At 59.2% G+C, this 13,884-nt stretch carries 12 protein-coding genes; 9 read left to right on the top strand and 3 right to left on the bottom strand.

Annotated elements, in window-relative coordinates:
- Positions 1–77: 77 nt before the first annotated feature.
- Positions 78–839 (bottom strand): flagellar basal body P-ring formation chaperone FlgA, encoded by a 762-nt coding sequence (gene flgA, locus Q8O96_RS08680; protein ID WP_102860706.1) that lies wholly within the window; start codon positions 837–839, stop codon positions 78–80.
- 75 nt (positions 840–914) lie between these two features.
- Between flgA and Q8O96_RS08685 the strand changes: the two genes are divergently transcribed.
- The 6 genes from Q8O96_RS08685 to flgE all read left to right on the top strand — a co-directional run bounded on the left by Q8O96_RS08685 (position 915) and on the right by flgE (position 5,946).
- Positions 915–1,847 (top strand): chemotaxis protein CheV, encoded by a 933-nt coding sequence (locus Q8O96_RS08685; RefSeq protein WP_102860707.1) that lies wholly within the window; start codon positions 915–917, stop codon positions 1,845–1,847.
- A 44-nt stretch (positions 1,848–1,891) separates the two neighbouring features.
- Complete coding sequence (cheR, locus tag Q8O96_RS08690; protein ID WP_011062744.1) at positions 1,892–2,719, top strand: protein-glutamate O-methyltransferase CheR; 828 nt, start codon at positions 1,892–1,894, stop codon at positions 2,717–2,719.
- A 252-nt stretch (positions 2,720–2,971) separates the two neighbouring features.
- Positions 2,972–3,379, top strand: a complete 408-nt coding sequence (flgB, locus tag Q8O96_RS08695; RefSeq protein ID WP_102860708.1) for a flagellar basal body rod protein FlgB — start codon at positions 2,972–2,974, stop codon at positions 3,377–3,379.
- A 3-nt stretch (positions 3,380–3,382) separates the two neighbouring features.
- Positions 3,383–3,826, top strand: a complete 444-nt coding sequence (flgC, locus tag Q8O96_RS08700; protein WP_102860709.1) for a flagellar basal body rod protein FlgC — start codon at positions 3,383–3,385, stop codon at positions 3,824–3,826.
- Between the two features lie 15 nt (positions 3,827–3,841).
- Positions 3,842–4,573, top strand: coding sequence for a flagellar hook assembly protein FlgD (gene flgD, locus Q8O96_RS08705; RefSeq protein WP_102860710.1), 732 nt, complete (start codon positions 3,842–3,844; stop codon positions 4,571–4,573).
- A gap of 29 nt (positions 4,574–4,602) precedes the next feature.
- Complete coding sequence (gene flgE / locus Q8O96_RS08710; RefSeq protein WP_207166389.1) at positions 4,603–5,946, top strand: flagellar hook protein FlgE; 1,344 nt, start codon at positions 4,603–4,605, stop codon at positions 5,944–5,946.
- Positions 5,947–6,285: 339 nt separating this feature from the next.
- On the opposite strand, the gene Q8O96_RS08715 is transcribed toward flgE, so the two are convergent.
- Complete coding sequence (locus tag Q8O96_RS08715; RefSeq protein WP_102860712.1) at positions 6,286–9,180, bottom strand: ribonucleoside-diphosphate reductase subunit alpha; 2,895 nt, start codon at positions 9,178–9,180, stop codon at positions 6,286–6,288.
- Between the two features lie 757 nt (positions 9,181–9,937).
- Here Q8O96_RS08715 and Q8O96_RS08720 point away from each other — a divergent pair.
- Entirely contained in the window at positions 9,938–10,660 is a 723-nt protein-coding gene (locus Q8O96_RS08720; protein ID WP_102860713.1) for a response regulator, read from the top strand.
- The gene (locus Q8O96_RS08725) at positions 10,657–12,267 is read left to right on the top strand and encodes an ATP-binding protein (protein ID WP_110594736.1); all 1,611 of its coding nucleotides are present in this window, start codon (positions 10,657–10,659) and stop codon (positions 12,265–12,267) included. Before Q8O96_RS08720 ends, Q8O96_RS08725 begins: the two co-directional genes overlap by 4 nt.
- Here the strand turns inward: Q8O96_RS08725 and Q8O96_RS08730 are convergent.
- Positions 12,236–13,006: a 4'-phosphopantetheinyl transferase gene (locus Q8O96_RS08730; protein ID WP_102860715.1), complete on the bottom strand. Its 771-nt coding sequence runs from the start codon at positions 13,004–13,006 to the stop codon at positions 12,236–12,238. The two genes, Q8O96_RS08725 and Q8O96_RS08730, sit on opposite strands and share 32 nt — an antisense overlap.
- 221 nt (positions 13,007–13,227) lie before the next feature.
- Here Q8O96_RS08730 and Q8O96_RS08735 point away from each other — a divergent pair, with 221 nt between their 5' ends.
- Positions 13,228–13,830 carry a hypothetical protein gene (locus Q8O96_RS08735; RefSeq protein ID WP_102860716.1) on the top strand — a complete coding sequence of 201 codons (603 nt, stop codon included), beginning with the start codon at positions 13,228–13,230 and terminating at the stop codon, positions 13,828–13,830.
- Positions 13,831–13,884 lie beyond the last annotated feature (54 nt).

Below are 13,884 nucleotides of genomic sequence, written 5' to 3' on the forward strand. Positions count from 1 at the left end.
GTCGACGAGCCAGCGCAGGTATCTGCGACCCTTTATCGGCCACAGTTTAGGGAACGAGCGAGTCGAGCGCCAGTTATCTACATGGCCACTTCCACCTGCCCCGGCGCGGTGACGCGAGCCTTGATCACGCGTTGCGAGTTCAGGTTCTTGACCCTGATCTGCTCGCTCATGCCGCCGTTGGACAGTGCTTCCCCCGGCATGCGCACGTTCAAGGTGCCGCTACGTGCCGAAATCACTACCTGATCGCCCTTGCGTACTACTTCAGCCTGTTCCAGGTGACCCAGAGTAATAAGCTGGTCGGCGACCATTGGTCGGACAAGTTTCTGACCAATGGCCTGGTCCACGGAAGTCAGGTAGCCCTGATTGTTTAGGCTGATATCTCTCTCGCGCAATACCACGTCTCCTGGCTCGATGATCCCGGCGCGCTTGAGTGGGCGCGAAGTGGTGACCACTTCGCGAAACAGTTTGACCTGGGCTGGCACGAACACCGTCCAGGGTGAGCCTCCCTCGCAGCGGACCTTGACCGTTACCCGCCCCAGTGGCTGTGCCGGACTTTCCAGGCTCGCTGTCAATTCCTTGTCGCAAGCAGGCATGCGCATGCGCGGATCCAGCTGGTTGACTTGGATTTCGTAGCGTCCTTCCGTTTGACTGGTAGCCAGATAGTCTTCTACCGTGAATTCAAGAAACCCTTGAGTGACGCCGATAAGTAGATCAGGCAGGGTGACCGAATCAGCAACGGCAGGGCCGCCAGGGTTTAGGATACATAGCGCCGACATCCCGCAAAGCAATGCGCGGTAGGGGGATGTCAGGCGTCGGAAAAATGTCGTTTTGGCGTTCATAACAGTTAAAAAGCAAGCGCCGTGCCGTTTAGTGATGAGCGTGCGTCGGATCTTAAAGCTTTGGGGAGTCTGGGCATGGCTGGTGTAATGGATTCGGTAAACCAGCGCACGCAATTGGTTGGGCAGAATCGTCTGGAGTTGTTGCTGTTCCGTCTGGACGGTGAGCAACTCTATGGGATCAACGTATTCAAGGTTCGCGAGGTGCTGCAATGCCCCAAGTTGACCCTGATGCCCAAATCCAACCCTGTGGTGTGCGGTGTCGCGAATATTCGAGGGGCGACCATTCCGATCCTGGATCTGGCAATGGCCACAGGTTCGGGGGGGTTGCAGGATCAGAGCAATCCGTTCGTCATTATCACTGAGTACAACACCAAGACTCAGGGGTTTTTGGTGCGCTCGGTGGAGCGTATCGTCAATATGAACTGGGAAGAGATCCATCCGCCGCCCAAGGGCACGGGGCGCGATCACTACCTGACGGCGGTGACTCGGGTGGACAACCAGTTGGTCGAGATCATCGACGTTGAAAAGGTTCTGGCGGAAGTCGCCCCCACCTCCGAGTCTATTTCGGTGGGCGTGGTTGACGTCGAGACTCAGCACAAGGCGGTTTCCTTGCGGGTGTTGACCGTTGACGACTCGTCAGTGGCGCGCAAGCAGGTGACTCGCTGCCTGCAGACTGTGGGTGTCGAGGTGGTGGCGCTGAACGATGGCCGGCAGGCGCTGGACTACCTGCGCAAGCTGGTGGATGAGGGCAAGAAGCCGGAAGAGGAATTCCTCATGATGATTTCCGACATCGAGATGCCCGAAATGGACGGTTACACCCTCACGGCCGAGATACGTAGCGATCCACGCATGCAAAAGCTGCATATCATCCTGCATACTTCGTTGTCAGGGGTGTTCAATCAGGCGATGGTGAAGAAGGTCGGTGCCGATGACTTCCTTGCCAAGTTCCGTCCTGACGACCTGGCATCCCGGGTAGTAGACCGGATCAAAGCAGCAGACCACAGCTGAGGGCATCAGCCCCCGGCGAACATAAGATTTAAGAGGCGGCAGCATTGTCTACGGGTAATTTGGATTTTGAACAGTTCCGGGTCTTCCTGGAAAAAGCCTGTGGTATTTTGCTCGGGGAAAACAAGCAATATCTTGTCTCGAGCCGTCTCAACAAACTGATGGAACAGCAAGGCATCAAAACCTTGGGTGAGCTGGTTCAGCGGATTCAGACCCAGCCGCGCAGCGGATTGCGCGAGATGGTGGTGGATGCGATGACGACCAACGAAACCTTGTGGTTTCGTGACACCTATCCCTTCGAAGTATTGAAGAACAAGGTGCTTCCCGAAGCCATCAAGGCCAGCCCCAATCAGCGCTTGCGGATCTGGTCGGCGGCATGCTCGTCGGGGCAGGAGCCCTATTCCTTGTCGATGTCCATCGATGAGTTCGAGCGCAGCAACATGGGCCAGTTGAAGATGGGGGTGCAGATTGTTGCTACCGATCTGTCCGGGACCATGCTCAATAACTGCAAGACCGGCGAATACGACAGCTTGGCCATCGGCCGTGGTTTGTCGGCCGAGCGCCTGCAGCGCTACTTCGACCCTAAAGGGCCGGGGCGCTGGGTGGTCAAGGCGCCGATCAAGAGCCGGGTGGAGTTTCGCTCGTTCAACCTGCTGGACAGTTACGCCAGCCTTGGCAAGTTCGACATCGTGTTCTGTCGCAATGTACTGATCTACTTCTCGGCTGAGGTCAAGAAGGACATCCTGATGCGCATTCACAGCACGCTGAAGCCTGGTGGTTACCTGTTCCTGGGCGCTTCCGAAGCGCTCAATGGTCTGCCGGATCATTATCAGATGGTGCAATGCAGCCCTGGAATCATCTACCAGGCGAAATGATGGGCGGTTGCAGCAATAGAAAAGGAGGCCTCAGGGCCTCCTTTTTTGTGGGTGCCATTTTATCGGGTGGCCGGGCTAAAAGCGGCAGGTCGATTGCCGCTTTGCCGGCGTTTCGCGGAAATCCATTGCCGCTTTTCTGGCATTGCCGCCTTGCCGCTGCCGTAGAACCCTTGATTTACGGGGGGCTTTGACTTGGCACGTAGCTTGCTAAGTCAAGGTTACGAAAAATCAGGTCACCCAAAGGTTTCCGACATGAGCATCAGCTTCGATAAAGCGCTCGGTATTCACGAACAAGCGCTTGGCTTTCGCGCCAAGCGTGCCGAAGTGCTGGCCAACAACATCGCCAACGCCGACACCCCGAACTACAAGGCTCGGGATCTGGATTTCTCCGCTGTGCTCGCCGAGCAGAACGAAAAGGTCAAGAGCGGCACCTTCGCGTTGAACATGACCAACACCCGGCATATCGAAGCCCAGGGCCTGAGCAGTGGCGCCGAATCGCTGCTGTATCGCACGCCGATGCAACCCTCGATCGACCAGAACACCGTGGATGCCCAGTTGGAGCAATCGAGCTACGCACAGAACTCGGTGGACTTCCAAGCCAGCTTCACGCTGCTCAACAGCAAATTCAAAGGGCTGGTTGCAGCCCTGCGCGGAGAGTAATCCATGTCCCTTGCCAGTGTTTTCAATATTGCCGGTAGTGGCATGAGCGCTCAGACCACTCGTCTGAACACCGTCGCCAGTAACATCGCCAACGCCGAGAGCGTGTCGTCGAGCATCGACCAGACTTACCGCGCTCGTCATCCGGTGTTTGCCACCATGTTCCAGGGCGCCCAGAGCGGTGGCAGCGATTCGCTGTTCCAGAACCAGGATGCTGCAGGCCAAGGCGTTCAGGTGCTGGGCGTGGTGGAAGACCAGAGCAATCTGGAAGCTCGCTACGAACCGAATCATCCGGCTGCAGATGCCAAGGGCTACGTCTTCTACCCCAATGTCAACGTGGTGGAAGAAATGGCCGACATGATTTCCGCCAGTCGCTCGTTCCAGACCAACGCTGAAATGATGAATACCGCCAAAACCATGATGCAGAAGGTCCTGACCCTGGGTCAGTGATAAGGGGCGAAGCCAATGAGCGTTACTGATACCACCAGCGGTCCGTCCCTCAAGGATGTACTGGCCAACTCGTCGAAGAAGACCGCGAACACCACCAGCGCCGATGGCCTGGCGGCAGCGACGAACAGCGCCACCGGCAAGCAGGCCCTGGGCAAGGACGCGTTCCTCAAGTTGCTGGTGACCCAGCTGAACAACCAGAACCCGCTGGATCCACAGGACAACAGTGCGTTCGTTGCCCAGTTGGCGCAGTTCTCCACCCTGGAAGGGATCACGACCCTGAATACCTCGGTGAACTCCATCACTGGCAATTACAAGTCGTCTCAGGCTCTGCAGGCTTCGTCCCTGGTCGGTCGCTCGGTGATCGTCCAGTCCGGCACCACACAGGTTGACACCAGCAAGAGCATGACCGGTTCGGTGACCGTTCCGTCCAGCGTCAGCTCGGTCAAGGTGACCATCACCGACAAGGATGGCAACACCGTCAAGACCATCGACATGGGCAGCCAGAAGGCCGGCAACGCCAGTTTTGTCTGGGATGGCACCATGACCGATGGCACCAAGGCGGCCCCGGGTAACTACACCTTCAAGGCCAGCACCACCATTGATGGCAAGGGCACTGACCTGATCACCTACCTGCCGGCGACGGTCAACAGCGTCACCATCAGCCAGACCGGCGGAGAGTTGATGCTGAACCTGGCAGGGATGAGCAGCCCGATTGCCCTGTCCAAAGTACAAACCATTGGTATCTAGAGCCGACTAACCGGCACAAGGAGTGGAATATGTCTTTCAATATCGGCCTTAGCGGTCTCTACGCTGCCAACAAACAGCTGGACGTCACCGGTAACAACATCGCCAACGTCGCGACCACTGGTTTCAAGTCTTCCCGCGCTGAATTCTCCGACGTTTACTCGGCCACCAAGCTGGGCAGCGGTACTCAAGTGATTGGTAACGGCGTACGCCTGTCCAACGTTTCTCAGCAGTTCACTAACGGTGATATCAACAACACCGGCAACGTGCTGGACATGGGCATTCAGGGGCAGGGCTTCTTCGTGCTCAGCACCAATGGCTCGCTGACCTACACCCGTGCCGGTACCTTCAAGACCGACAAGGAAGGCTTCATCACCAACAGTGATGGCACTGCGCGCCTGCAAGGTTATGCCGTAGACGCCAACGGCAAGATCATCAACGGTGTACTGACCGACCTGCGGATCGATACCTCGAACCTGGCGCCCAAGCCAACCGACTCGATCTCCTCGACGATCAACCTGAACTCCGATTCGACTCCGATCAATGTGGCCTCGACCGCTCCGGTCTATGTGTTCAATCCGACCGACAACACCACCTACACCAAGTCGTTCAGTACCCCGGTGTATGACTCTCAGGGCAACAAGCACGTCATGGATCAGTACATGATCAAGACGCCGAACCCCAATGAGTGGCAAACCTACACGCTGATTGATGGTCGCAACCCGGACGGTACTGCATTCACCATGGCCAACCAGTCGCCGATCACCATGAAGTTCGACTCGTCGGGCAAGCTCAGCACCATTACCCCGCCAGCTGCGCCAGGGACTACGCCGTACACCATAGCCGGCAACAAAATTGTCATGTCGGCTACCGCCTGGACTCCGGGTACCGTCACCAATGGCGTATTCGCCCCTAACGGTGCCAAGCCTGCGGCGAACGGTGTCAGCATCGACATGACCAAAACCGGTTCGGTGTTCGGCGAAAGCACCCGCTCGATCATCGCGCAGAACGGCTATTCCACTGGCCAGATCAGCAGCCTGACCATCGATGGCACCGGTGTGATGCTGGCCAACTTCAGCAACGAGCAGACCAAGGCGATCGGTCAGATTTCCCTGGCCAGCTTCACCAACGAGCAAGGTCTGCAGCCGGTAGGCGGCACTCAGTGGAAAGAGACCTACTCGTCCGGTATTCCAGGTTATGACGCACCGAAGACCGGCACCCTGGGAGCGATCCAATCCAACTCCCTGGAAGAGTCCAACGTCAACCTGACCAACGAGCTGGTGAACCTGATCAAGGCGCAGAGCAACTATCAGGCGAATGCCAAGACCATCTCCACTCAGAGCACCATCATGCAGACCATCATCCAGATGACCTGATACCGGTTCGCTTGAGCGCTACACAAAAAGCCCCTCGATGAGGGGCTTTTTCATGCCTGTTTGCTGCCACCCAGTTTCTTTATTGGTGGTGGGTTCGTAGGCGTGCGCTGGTGGGGGGGGCTTTGCATGCGTGCAAGCTTGTATCGCAGGTGGCTGGCTTGTTGTCGGGGCTGGCTTGCCAGTGAAGGCGTCCTTGAGGCTTGCGCAACGCTTGGATGGGGAGGCTTGTTCATCGCTAAGCCGGCTTCTACAGCTTTGTTGCGGGCAAAAGAAAACCCCCGATAAGCCGCAGGCCTACCGGGGGTTGGCACAGGCGCCATGGGCGCCTGTCAGCTCAGCTTATTGGCAAGCTTCGCAATCCGGCTCGTCGATGGCGCAAGCCTTCGGCACTGGAGCAGGGCCGGCAGGCGCTGCCAGGACCGAGTCGTCACCGTGGTTGCCGCCGCTGGAGACAGCGTTCAGCTTGCCGGTGTTGATGGTCGACTTCTCGGTGCTGGTGGCGGCCAGGGCGCGGAGGTAGTAAGTGGTTTTCAGGCCACGGTACCAGGCCATGCGGTAGGTCACGTCCAGCTTCTTGCCCGAGGCGCCGGCGATGTACAGGTTCAGCGACTGAGCCTGGTCGATCCACTTCTGGCGACGGCTGGCAGCGTCGACGATCCACTTGGTTTCCACTTCGAAGGCGGTCGCGTAGAGCTCTTTGAGTTCTTGCGGGATGCGCTCGATCTGTTGCACCGAACCGTCGTAGTACTTCAGGTCGTTGATCATCACCGAGTCCCACAGACCGCGAGCCTTGAGGTCGCGAACCAGGTACGGGTTGATCACGGTGAATTCGCCCGACAGGTTCGATTTCACGTAGAGGTTCTGGTAGGTCGGTTCGATCGACTGCGACACGCCGGTGATGTTGGCGATGGTCGCGGTCGGTGCGATGGCCATGATGTTGGAGTTACGAATGCCTTTCTGCACGCGGGCACGAACCGGTGCCCAGTCCAGGGTTTCGTTGAGGTCCACATCGATGTACTTCTGGCCGCGAGCCTCGATCAGGATCTGTTGCGAGTCCAGTGGCAGGATGCCTTTGGACCACAGCGAGCCCTGGAACGTCTCATAGGCGCCGCGCTCGTCGGCCAGGTCGCAGGAAGCCTGGATTGCGTAGTAGCTGACCGCTTCCATGGACTTGTCGGCGAACTCGACCGCAGCATCGGAACCGTAGGCGATGTGCTGCAGGTACAAAGCGTCCTGGAAGCCCATGATGCCCAGGCCCACTGGACGGTGCTTGAAGTTGGAGTTCTTCGCTTGCGGCACCGAGTAGTAGTTGATGTCGATCACGTTATCGAGCATGCGCACGGCGGTGTTCACGGTGCGTTCCAGCTTGGCGGTGTCCAGCTTGCCGTTGACGATGTGGTTCGGCAGGTTGATCGAGCCCAGGTTGCAGACGGCGATCTCGTCCTTGTTGGTGTTCAAGGTGATCTCGGTGCACAGGTTCGAGCTGTGGACCACGCCCACGTGCTGCTGCGGGCTGCGCAGGTTGCACGGGTCTTTGAAAGTCAGCCATGGGTGGCCGGTTTCAAACAGCATGGAGAGCATCTTGCGCCACAGGTCTTTGGCCTGGATGGTCTTGAACAGCTTGATCTTGCCTGGGTACTCGGTCAGGGCTTCGTAGTACTCGTAGCGCTCTTCGAAGGCCTTGCCGGTCAGGTCATGCAGGTCCGGTACTTCGGATGGCGAGAACAGGGTCCACTTGCCGTCATCGAAGACACGCTTCATGAACAGGTCCGGGATCCAGTTGGCGGTGTTCATGTCGTGGGTACGACGACGATCATCACCGGTGTTCTTGCGCAGCTCGATGAACTCTTCGATGTCCATGTGCCAGGTTTCCAGGTAGGCACAGACAGCGCCCTTGCGCTTGCCGCCCTGGTTGACTGCTACTGCGGTGTCGTTGACCACTTTCAGGAAGGGGACGACGCCCTGGGACTTGCCGTTGGTGCCCTTGATGTAGGAACCCAGCGCACGTACCGGAGTCCAGTCGTTGCCCAGGCCGCCGGCGAATTTCGACAGCATGGCGTTGTCGTGGATGGCGCCGTAGATGCCCGACAGATCGTCCGGGACGGTGGTCAGGTAGCAGCTCGACAGCTGTGGACGCAGGGTACCGGCGTTGAACAGGGTCGGGGTCGAGGCCATGTAGTCGAAGGACGACAGCAGGTTGTAGAACTCGATGGCACGGTCTTCGCGTTGCTTCTCTTCGATTGCCAGGCCCATGGCCACGCGCATGAAGAAGATCTGCGGCAGTTCGAAACGCACGCCATCCTTGTGGATGAAGTAACGGTCGTACAGGGTTTGCAGGCCCAGGTAGGTGAACTGCTGGTCGCGCTCGTGGTTGATCGCCTTGCCGAGTTTCTCCAGGTCGAACTCAGCCAGCACCGGGTTCAGCAATTCGAACTCGATACCCTTGGCGACGTAGGCCGGCAGTGCCTTGGCGTACAGGTCGGCCATTTCGTGATGGGTGGCGCTCTCGGCGACCTCGAGGAAACCCAGGCCTTCGGCGCGCAGGGTGTCCATCAGCAGGCGGGCGGTGACGAACGAGTAGTTCGGCTCGCGCTCGACCAGGGTGCGGGCGGTCATCACCAGGGCGGTGTTGACGTCTTTCAGGGCCACGCCGTCGTAGAGGTTCTTCAGGGTTTCGCGCTGGATCAGGTCGCCATCGACTTCTTCCAGGCCTTCGCAGGCTTCGCTGACGATGGTGTTCAGGCGGCCCATGTCGAGGGGAGCGAAGCTGCCATCGGCGCGGGTGATGCGGATCGAAGGGTGGGCTTGTACCGTCTCTTCGCCGCTGGAGCGAGTGGCACGTTCCTTGGCGCGGGAGTCACGGTAGATCACGTAGTCACGGGCAACTTTCTGCTCGCCGGCGCGCATCAGGGCCAGTTCGACCTGGTCCTGGATCTCTTCGATGTGGATGGTGCCGCCCGAAGGCATGCGACGCTTGAAGGTCGCGGTGACCTGTTCGGTCAGGCGCGCCACGGTGTCGTGGATTCGCGACGAGGCAGCGGCAGTGCCGCCTTCAACTGCGAGGAACGCTTTGGTGATAGCGACGGTGATCTTGTCATCGGTGTAAGCAACGACAGTGCCGTTTCGCTTGATCACGCGCAATTGGCCAGGGGCGGTAGCAGACAGATCCAGGTTGGAATCGGCGGCCTGCGGCGCATTGGCCTGCGGGTTCTCGCGAGTTGTGTCGGTTTGCATGGGTGTCTCCACGTTCTCTATGTTTGTTTGGGCACCAATGAGGTGCCCACCGTTCCGTCCTGAAGCACTACAGCCGGCAGAGGCCGGGCATAACGACTTCGGGACAGTTCAGGAAGGGGGCTATTGGCGCCGCTTCCATGCCGAAGTCATGGTGTCGAGCCTGGGCTCGGCACCTTACTTCCTGGTGGGTGACAGTCTTGTTGCTGCAACACCCGTACCGCTTTCTCCTGGACAGGGTGGAAAACGATGCCATCCGCACGCGCGGTCTTGGTCTTCTGAAACAGCGATTGGTTCCACCAAACGGGGCAAGAAAAGGGCTTGAGTTTCTTGTCTGAAGTGTGTTTGGTTTTTTGCGTAAAACCCTAGATATAGGTGTTTTTGGCCGGCGGGCTACAAGATAATGCGTTTTGGGGGCTGATTGCAACGTGCTGCCTGTGGATAAGGTTGTGCGTAAATTGTGTATGGACTGGGTAAAACTCGCGCAGGCCGCAGTCCTAGTGCATGGAACCGTTTGTCACTGTTTTTTACCGCCTGAAATTGCCTTGGGCGGATTTTTGCGGGCGCGAACCCTATCACAAAAAATCCCCCTGACCGAGTCGTTTTAGTCGCTTGTGTGGGGGCCGATCCCGGTTGCTACAATCCGTCGCGGTCCATGAGTTGCTGGCGACGTTTTCCATGGCCGGTTATCCGTCTTTTTCATGACAAAAAGACGGGTGCTTTCTTTCCAGTGAATGCTGGCAATAAAAAGAGGTCGAGCGTGGAGCAAGAAGCCTGGCAGGTACTGATTGTCGAGGATGACCAGCGTCTGGCTGAGTTGACCCGTGAATATCTCGAAAGCAACGGCCTGCTGGTGGCTATCGAGGGCAACGGCGCCCGGGCTGCTGCCAGGATCATTGCCGAGCAGCCAGACCTGGTGATTCTCGACCTGATGCTGCCCGGTGAAGACGGCCTGAGTATCTGTCGCAAAGTCCGGGGTCGCTATGACGGGCCAATCCTCATGCTCACCGCCCGCACCGATGACATGGATCAGGTCATGGGCCTGGACCTGGGGGCCGATGACTACGTCTGCAAGCCGGTACGCCCACGGTTGTTGCTGGCGCGGATCCAGGCCTTGCTGCGGCGTAGCGAAGCAGCGGAGCCTGCCCAGGAGAAAACCCGGCGCCTGCAATTCGGTCCTCTGGTGGTGGACAACGCCCTGCGTGAGGCATGGCTGAGCGATGTCGGCATCGAGCTGACCAGTGCCGAGTTCGATCTGTTGTGGCTGCTGGTGGTGAATGCGGGGCGGATACTGTCCCGTGAGGAGATCTTCACCGCTCTGCGCGGCATAGGTTATGACGGCCAGGACCGTTCCATCGATGTGCGCATCTCGCGCATCCGGCCCAAGATCGGCGACGACCCGGAGCACCCGCGACTGATCAAGACCATTCGCAGCAAGGGCTATCTGTTCGTTCCTGAAGCCGCCGCCGAATTGCCCTCGTGAACTCCATCTTCCTGCGGATCTATGGCGGTATGTGCGCCGCGCTGATCCTGGTGGCGCTGCTGGGGGTGCTGGCTCTGCACCTGCTCAACGAGGTGCGCAGCGAGCAGTACCGCGAACGACTGGCCCACGGCACCTTCTCGCTGATGGCGGATAACCTCAAGCCCATGAGCGAGATCGAGCGTCGCCGCGCCTTGGCCGTGTGGGAGCGGCTGTTGGGGATTCCCCTGAGCCTGAAGACCTTCAACCAGACCGACCTGGACAGCAGCCAGCGTGGCCGGGTGCTGCGCGGACAGGCGCTGGTGGAGCAGATCGGGCCCTTTGCCGCCCGGGTCTATCGCCTGGTCAGCGAGAAGGAGCAGTTGCTGCTCAGTGCCGAAGTGCAACAGATCAGCGAGCAACTGGCCCGGGCAACCATCTATCTGTTGGCGGACGAGTTGGTACGGTATCCGGTGGCGGAGCAGCCTGAGCGCCTGGCGGCATTGAAGAAGGCCAAGGGGTTTGGTTTCGATATGCACCTGTCCACCCTGGATGCCGCCGATATGGATGAGGACCAGCGCCGACGGGTGGCCGAGGGCGATACGGTGATGGCCCTGGGCAAGGGCGGTGATTCGATCCGGGTATTTGCGGGGTTGGTGGGTACGCCCTGGGTGCTGGAAATCGGCCCTCTGTATCAGATGAACCCTTATCCGCCGCAATGGCTGGTGCTGATTGCCGTGCTCGGCCTGAGCTTGATCGGCCTGATCGTCTATTTATTGGTACGCCAACTGGAGCGACGTCTCAGCGGCCTGGAATCGGCGGCCACGAAAATTGCCAAGGGCAGCCTGGAAACCCGCGTGCCGGCTCGTGGTGTGGATTCGGTGGGGCGCCTGGCGGCTGCATTCAACGGCATGGCCGAGCATTTGCAACGCTTGTTGGCGATCCAGCGCGAACTGGTGCGGGCGGTCTCTCATGAGTTGCGTACACCAGTGGCTCGGTTGCGTTTTGGTCTGGAGATGATTGCTTCGGCAAGTACCGATCAGGCGCGACAGAAGTACCTGGATGGCATGGATCACGATATTCAGGACCTGGATCGTCTGGTGGACGAGATGCTCACCTATGCCCGCCTGGAACAGGGCTCGCCGGCCTTGAACTTCCAGCGTATCGACCTGGATGCCCTGATTAACCAAGTGATCAGCGAACTGGCACCCTTGCGGGCCAACCTCAAGGTCCAGCGTGGGCTGTGCCTGTCCGACGCCGAGTGCGACGGGGCCTGGGTCGAGGCCGAGCCGCGCTATCTGCACCGGGCGCTGCAGAATCTGGTGAGCAATGCCATGCGCCATGCGGAATCCCAGGTCACTGTCAGTTATCAGGTGGGCCAGTTGCGCTGTCGGGTGGATGTGGAGGATGACGGTCCCGGCGTGCCGGAAAGTGCCTGGGAAAAGATCTTCACGCCTTTTCTGCGCCTGGATGACAGTCGTACCCGGGCTTCCGGCGGTCACGGGCTGGGGCTGTCGATCGTGCGGCGAATCATCCACTGGCACGACGGTCGGGCCCTGATCAGCCAGAGCAAGAGCCTCGGGGGCGCTTGCTTCAGCCTCAGCTGGCCCCGGCAGCAGGAGCCCCGCTGAGGATTGTCGGCGGGGCGGCCTTGATGGCGATCAGACTGAGCAACTGGTTGTCCTCGACCACGAACTGCCCCTGTAGCTCACTGCCGTGGTGCCATTCATCGCTCAGGTCCGTCAGTAGGCGCACTCGGACCTGGCCCTCGAGAGACCACTCCAGTACTTCGGCGTGTTCGAAGTAGAAGTTTTTGTGCACCAATGGATACAGGGTCTTGTACAGGCTTTCCTTGATCGAGAAGGTCAGGGTCACCGCCAGGGCGTGCAATGCGGGGGGCAACAGGTCCCGGCGTTGCAGTTCCGCCGGCGTGAGGATCTGCTCAGCCAGATTGGCCGCGCGTTCATTGCTCAGCAGCTTTTCCAGGTCTATTCCCAAGGCTCGCCAGTGCTGTTTGTCGGCGACGATGGCGGCGGCGCGGCCGGTGCCGTGGGTAATGGAACCGCAGATATGCTCGGGCCAGATCGGCGCCCGGTCGGCGCCGATCGGAGGAACCCAATCCACATTCTGCAGTTGCCACAGGGCGGCCCGGGCGCACAGGCGTCCGGCCAGGAATTCGGCCTGGCGCTTGGCCACCGAGCGCTGGATGTTGGGCGGCGCTTCAATGCCGCTGCGCTGGAAATCGTCCGCGGCCAATTGCCCGGGATCGAACCGAGTGCTCAGCCAAAGGGTATGGGGCAAGGCCTCCGGCAGGGGCCAGGAGGCATCTAGAGAGGTACAGCAAGCGGGGAGAGGGGGGAGTGCATTCATGGCCGCTAGTTTGCCGGGTTGAAGAGTTCGAGGGTAGCGGTGTGTGGTGCAGAGAGGGGACTCAGAAAGCTGGGCGAGAGCGTTGTGCAGGTTGAAATGCCTCAAGACAGCTAGATGGATCTGGTTCAGGCGAGGTTAAGAGTGTGTTCAGGGGGAGTTCAGGGCGGGCTGTTTACTCTAGCCCCGTACCCAAAAAGCCAATAGCGCAAAGGAAACTTCCTATGACTTCATTGAAAAAACTGATCCTGGCCTTTACCGTTCTCGGCGCCAGCGCCGCCGTCCAAGCCGCTGACAGTAACTTCGCCAGCCTGACCTACGGCCAGACCAGCGACAAGGTTAAAAAATCCAGCCAGCTCAACAGCAATCTCGGGCATCCGAACGCCGATGGTGTGATCGGCAAGGACAACACTTGGGGTGTGCGTTTCGGTCAACAGAATGACCAGGGCCGTTACTACGCCACTTACGATTACGTTTCCGGCTCTCACAATGGCATTAAACTGCGTCAGCAAAATCTGCTGGGCAGTTACGATATGTTCCTGCCGGTGACCAGCAGCACCAAGCTGTTTGGCGGTGCTACCGCCGGCTTGACCAAGCTGACCCAGGAATCCCCGGGCTTCAGCCGCGACAGCGACATCGGTTACGCGGTGGGAGTGCAGGCGGGTGTCCTGCAGCAGGTTTCACAAAATACCTCGGTAGAGCTCGGCTACCGTTACCTGCGCAGCAATGCCGGGACCGAGATGAGCGAGCGGGGCGGCAGCAAGCAAGGTTCCTTGAGCCTTACCAGCAGTGCCCAGACTTATCTGTCGGCCAACTACGCTTTCTGATAAGCGGCCTGGCCTGAACCGCGCCGGACTGTGCCTTGGGCACGGTCCGGCGCT

This window comes from Pseudomonas sp. LPH60, from assembly GCF_030718165.1.
GTDB classification, from domain to species: Bacteria; Pseudomonadota; Gammaproteobacteria; order Pseudomonadales; family Pseudomonadaceae; genus Aquipseudomonas; species Aquipseudomonas danubii.

Bases quoted from the DNA above. Each gene is read 5' to 3' on its own strand.
- flgA (WP_102860706.1), bottom strand. From the start codon at position 839: ATGAACGCCAAAACGACATTTTTCCGACGCCTGACATCCCCCTACCGC.
- Q8O96_RS08685 (WP_102860707.1), top strand. From the start codon at position 915: ATGGCTGGTGTAATGGATTCGGTAAACCAGCGCACGCAATTGGTTGGG.
- flgB (WP_102860708.1), top strand. From the start codon at position 2,972: ATGAGCATCAGCTTCGATAAAGCGCTCGGTATTCACGAACAAGCGCTT.
- flgC (WP_102860709.1), top strand. From the start codon at position 3,383: ATGTCCCTTGCCAGTGTTTTCAATATTGCCGGTAGTGGCATGAGCGCT.
- flgD (WP_102860710.1), top strand. From the start codon at position 3,842: ATGAGCGTTACTGATACCACCAGCGGTCCGTCCCTCAAGGATGTACTG.
- flgE (WP_207166389.1), top strand. From the start codon at position 4,603: ATGTCTTTCAATATCGGCCTTAGCGGTCTCTACGCTGCCAACAAACAG.
- Q8O96_RS08715 (WP_102860712.1), bottom strand. From the start codon at position 9,180: ATGCAAACCGACACAACTCGCGAGAACCCGCAGGCCAATGCGCCGCAG.
- Q8O96_RS08730 (WP_102860715.1), bottom strand. From the start codon at position 13,006: ATGAATGCACTCCCCCCTCTCCCCGCTTGCTGTACCTCTCTAGATGCC.
- Q8O96_RS08735 (WP_102860716.1), top strand. From the start codon at position 13,228: ATGACTTCATTGAAAAAACTGATCCTGGCCTTTACCGTTCTCGGCGCC.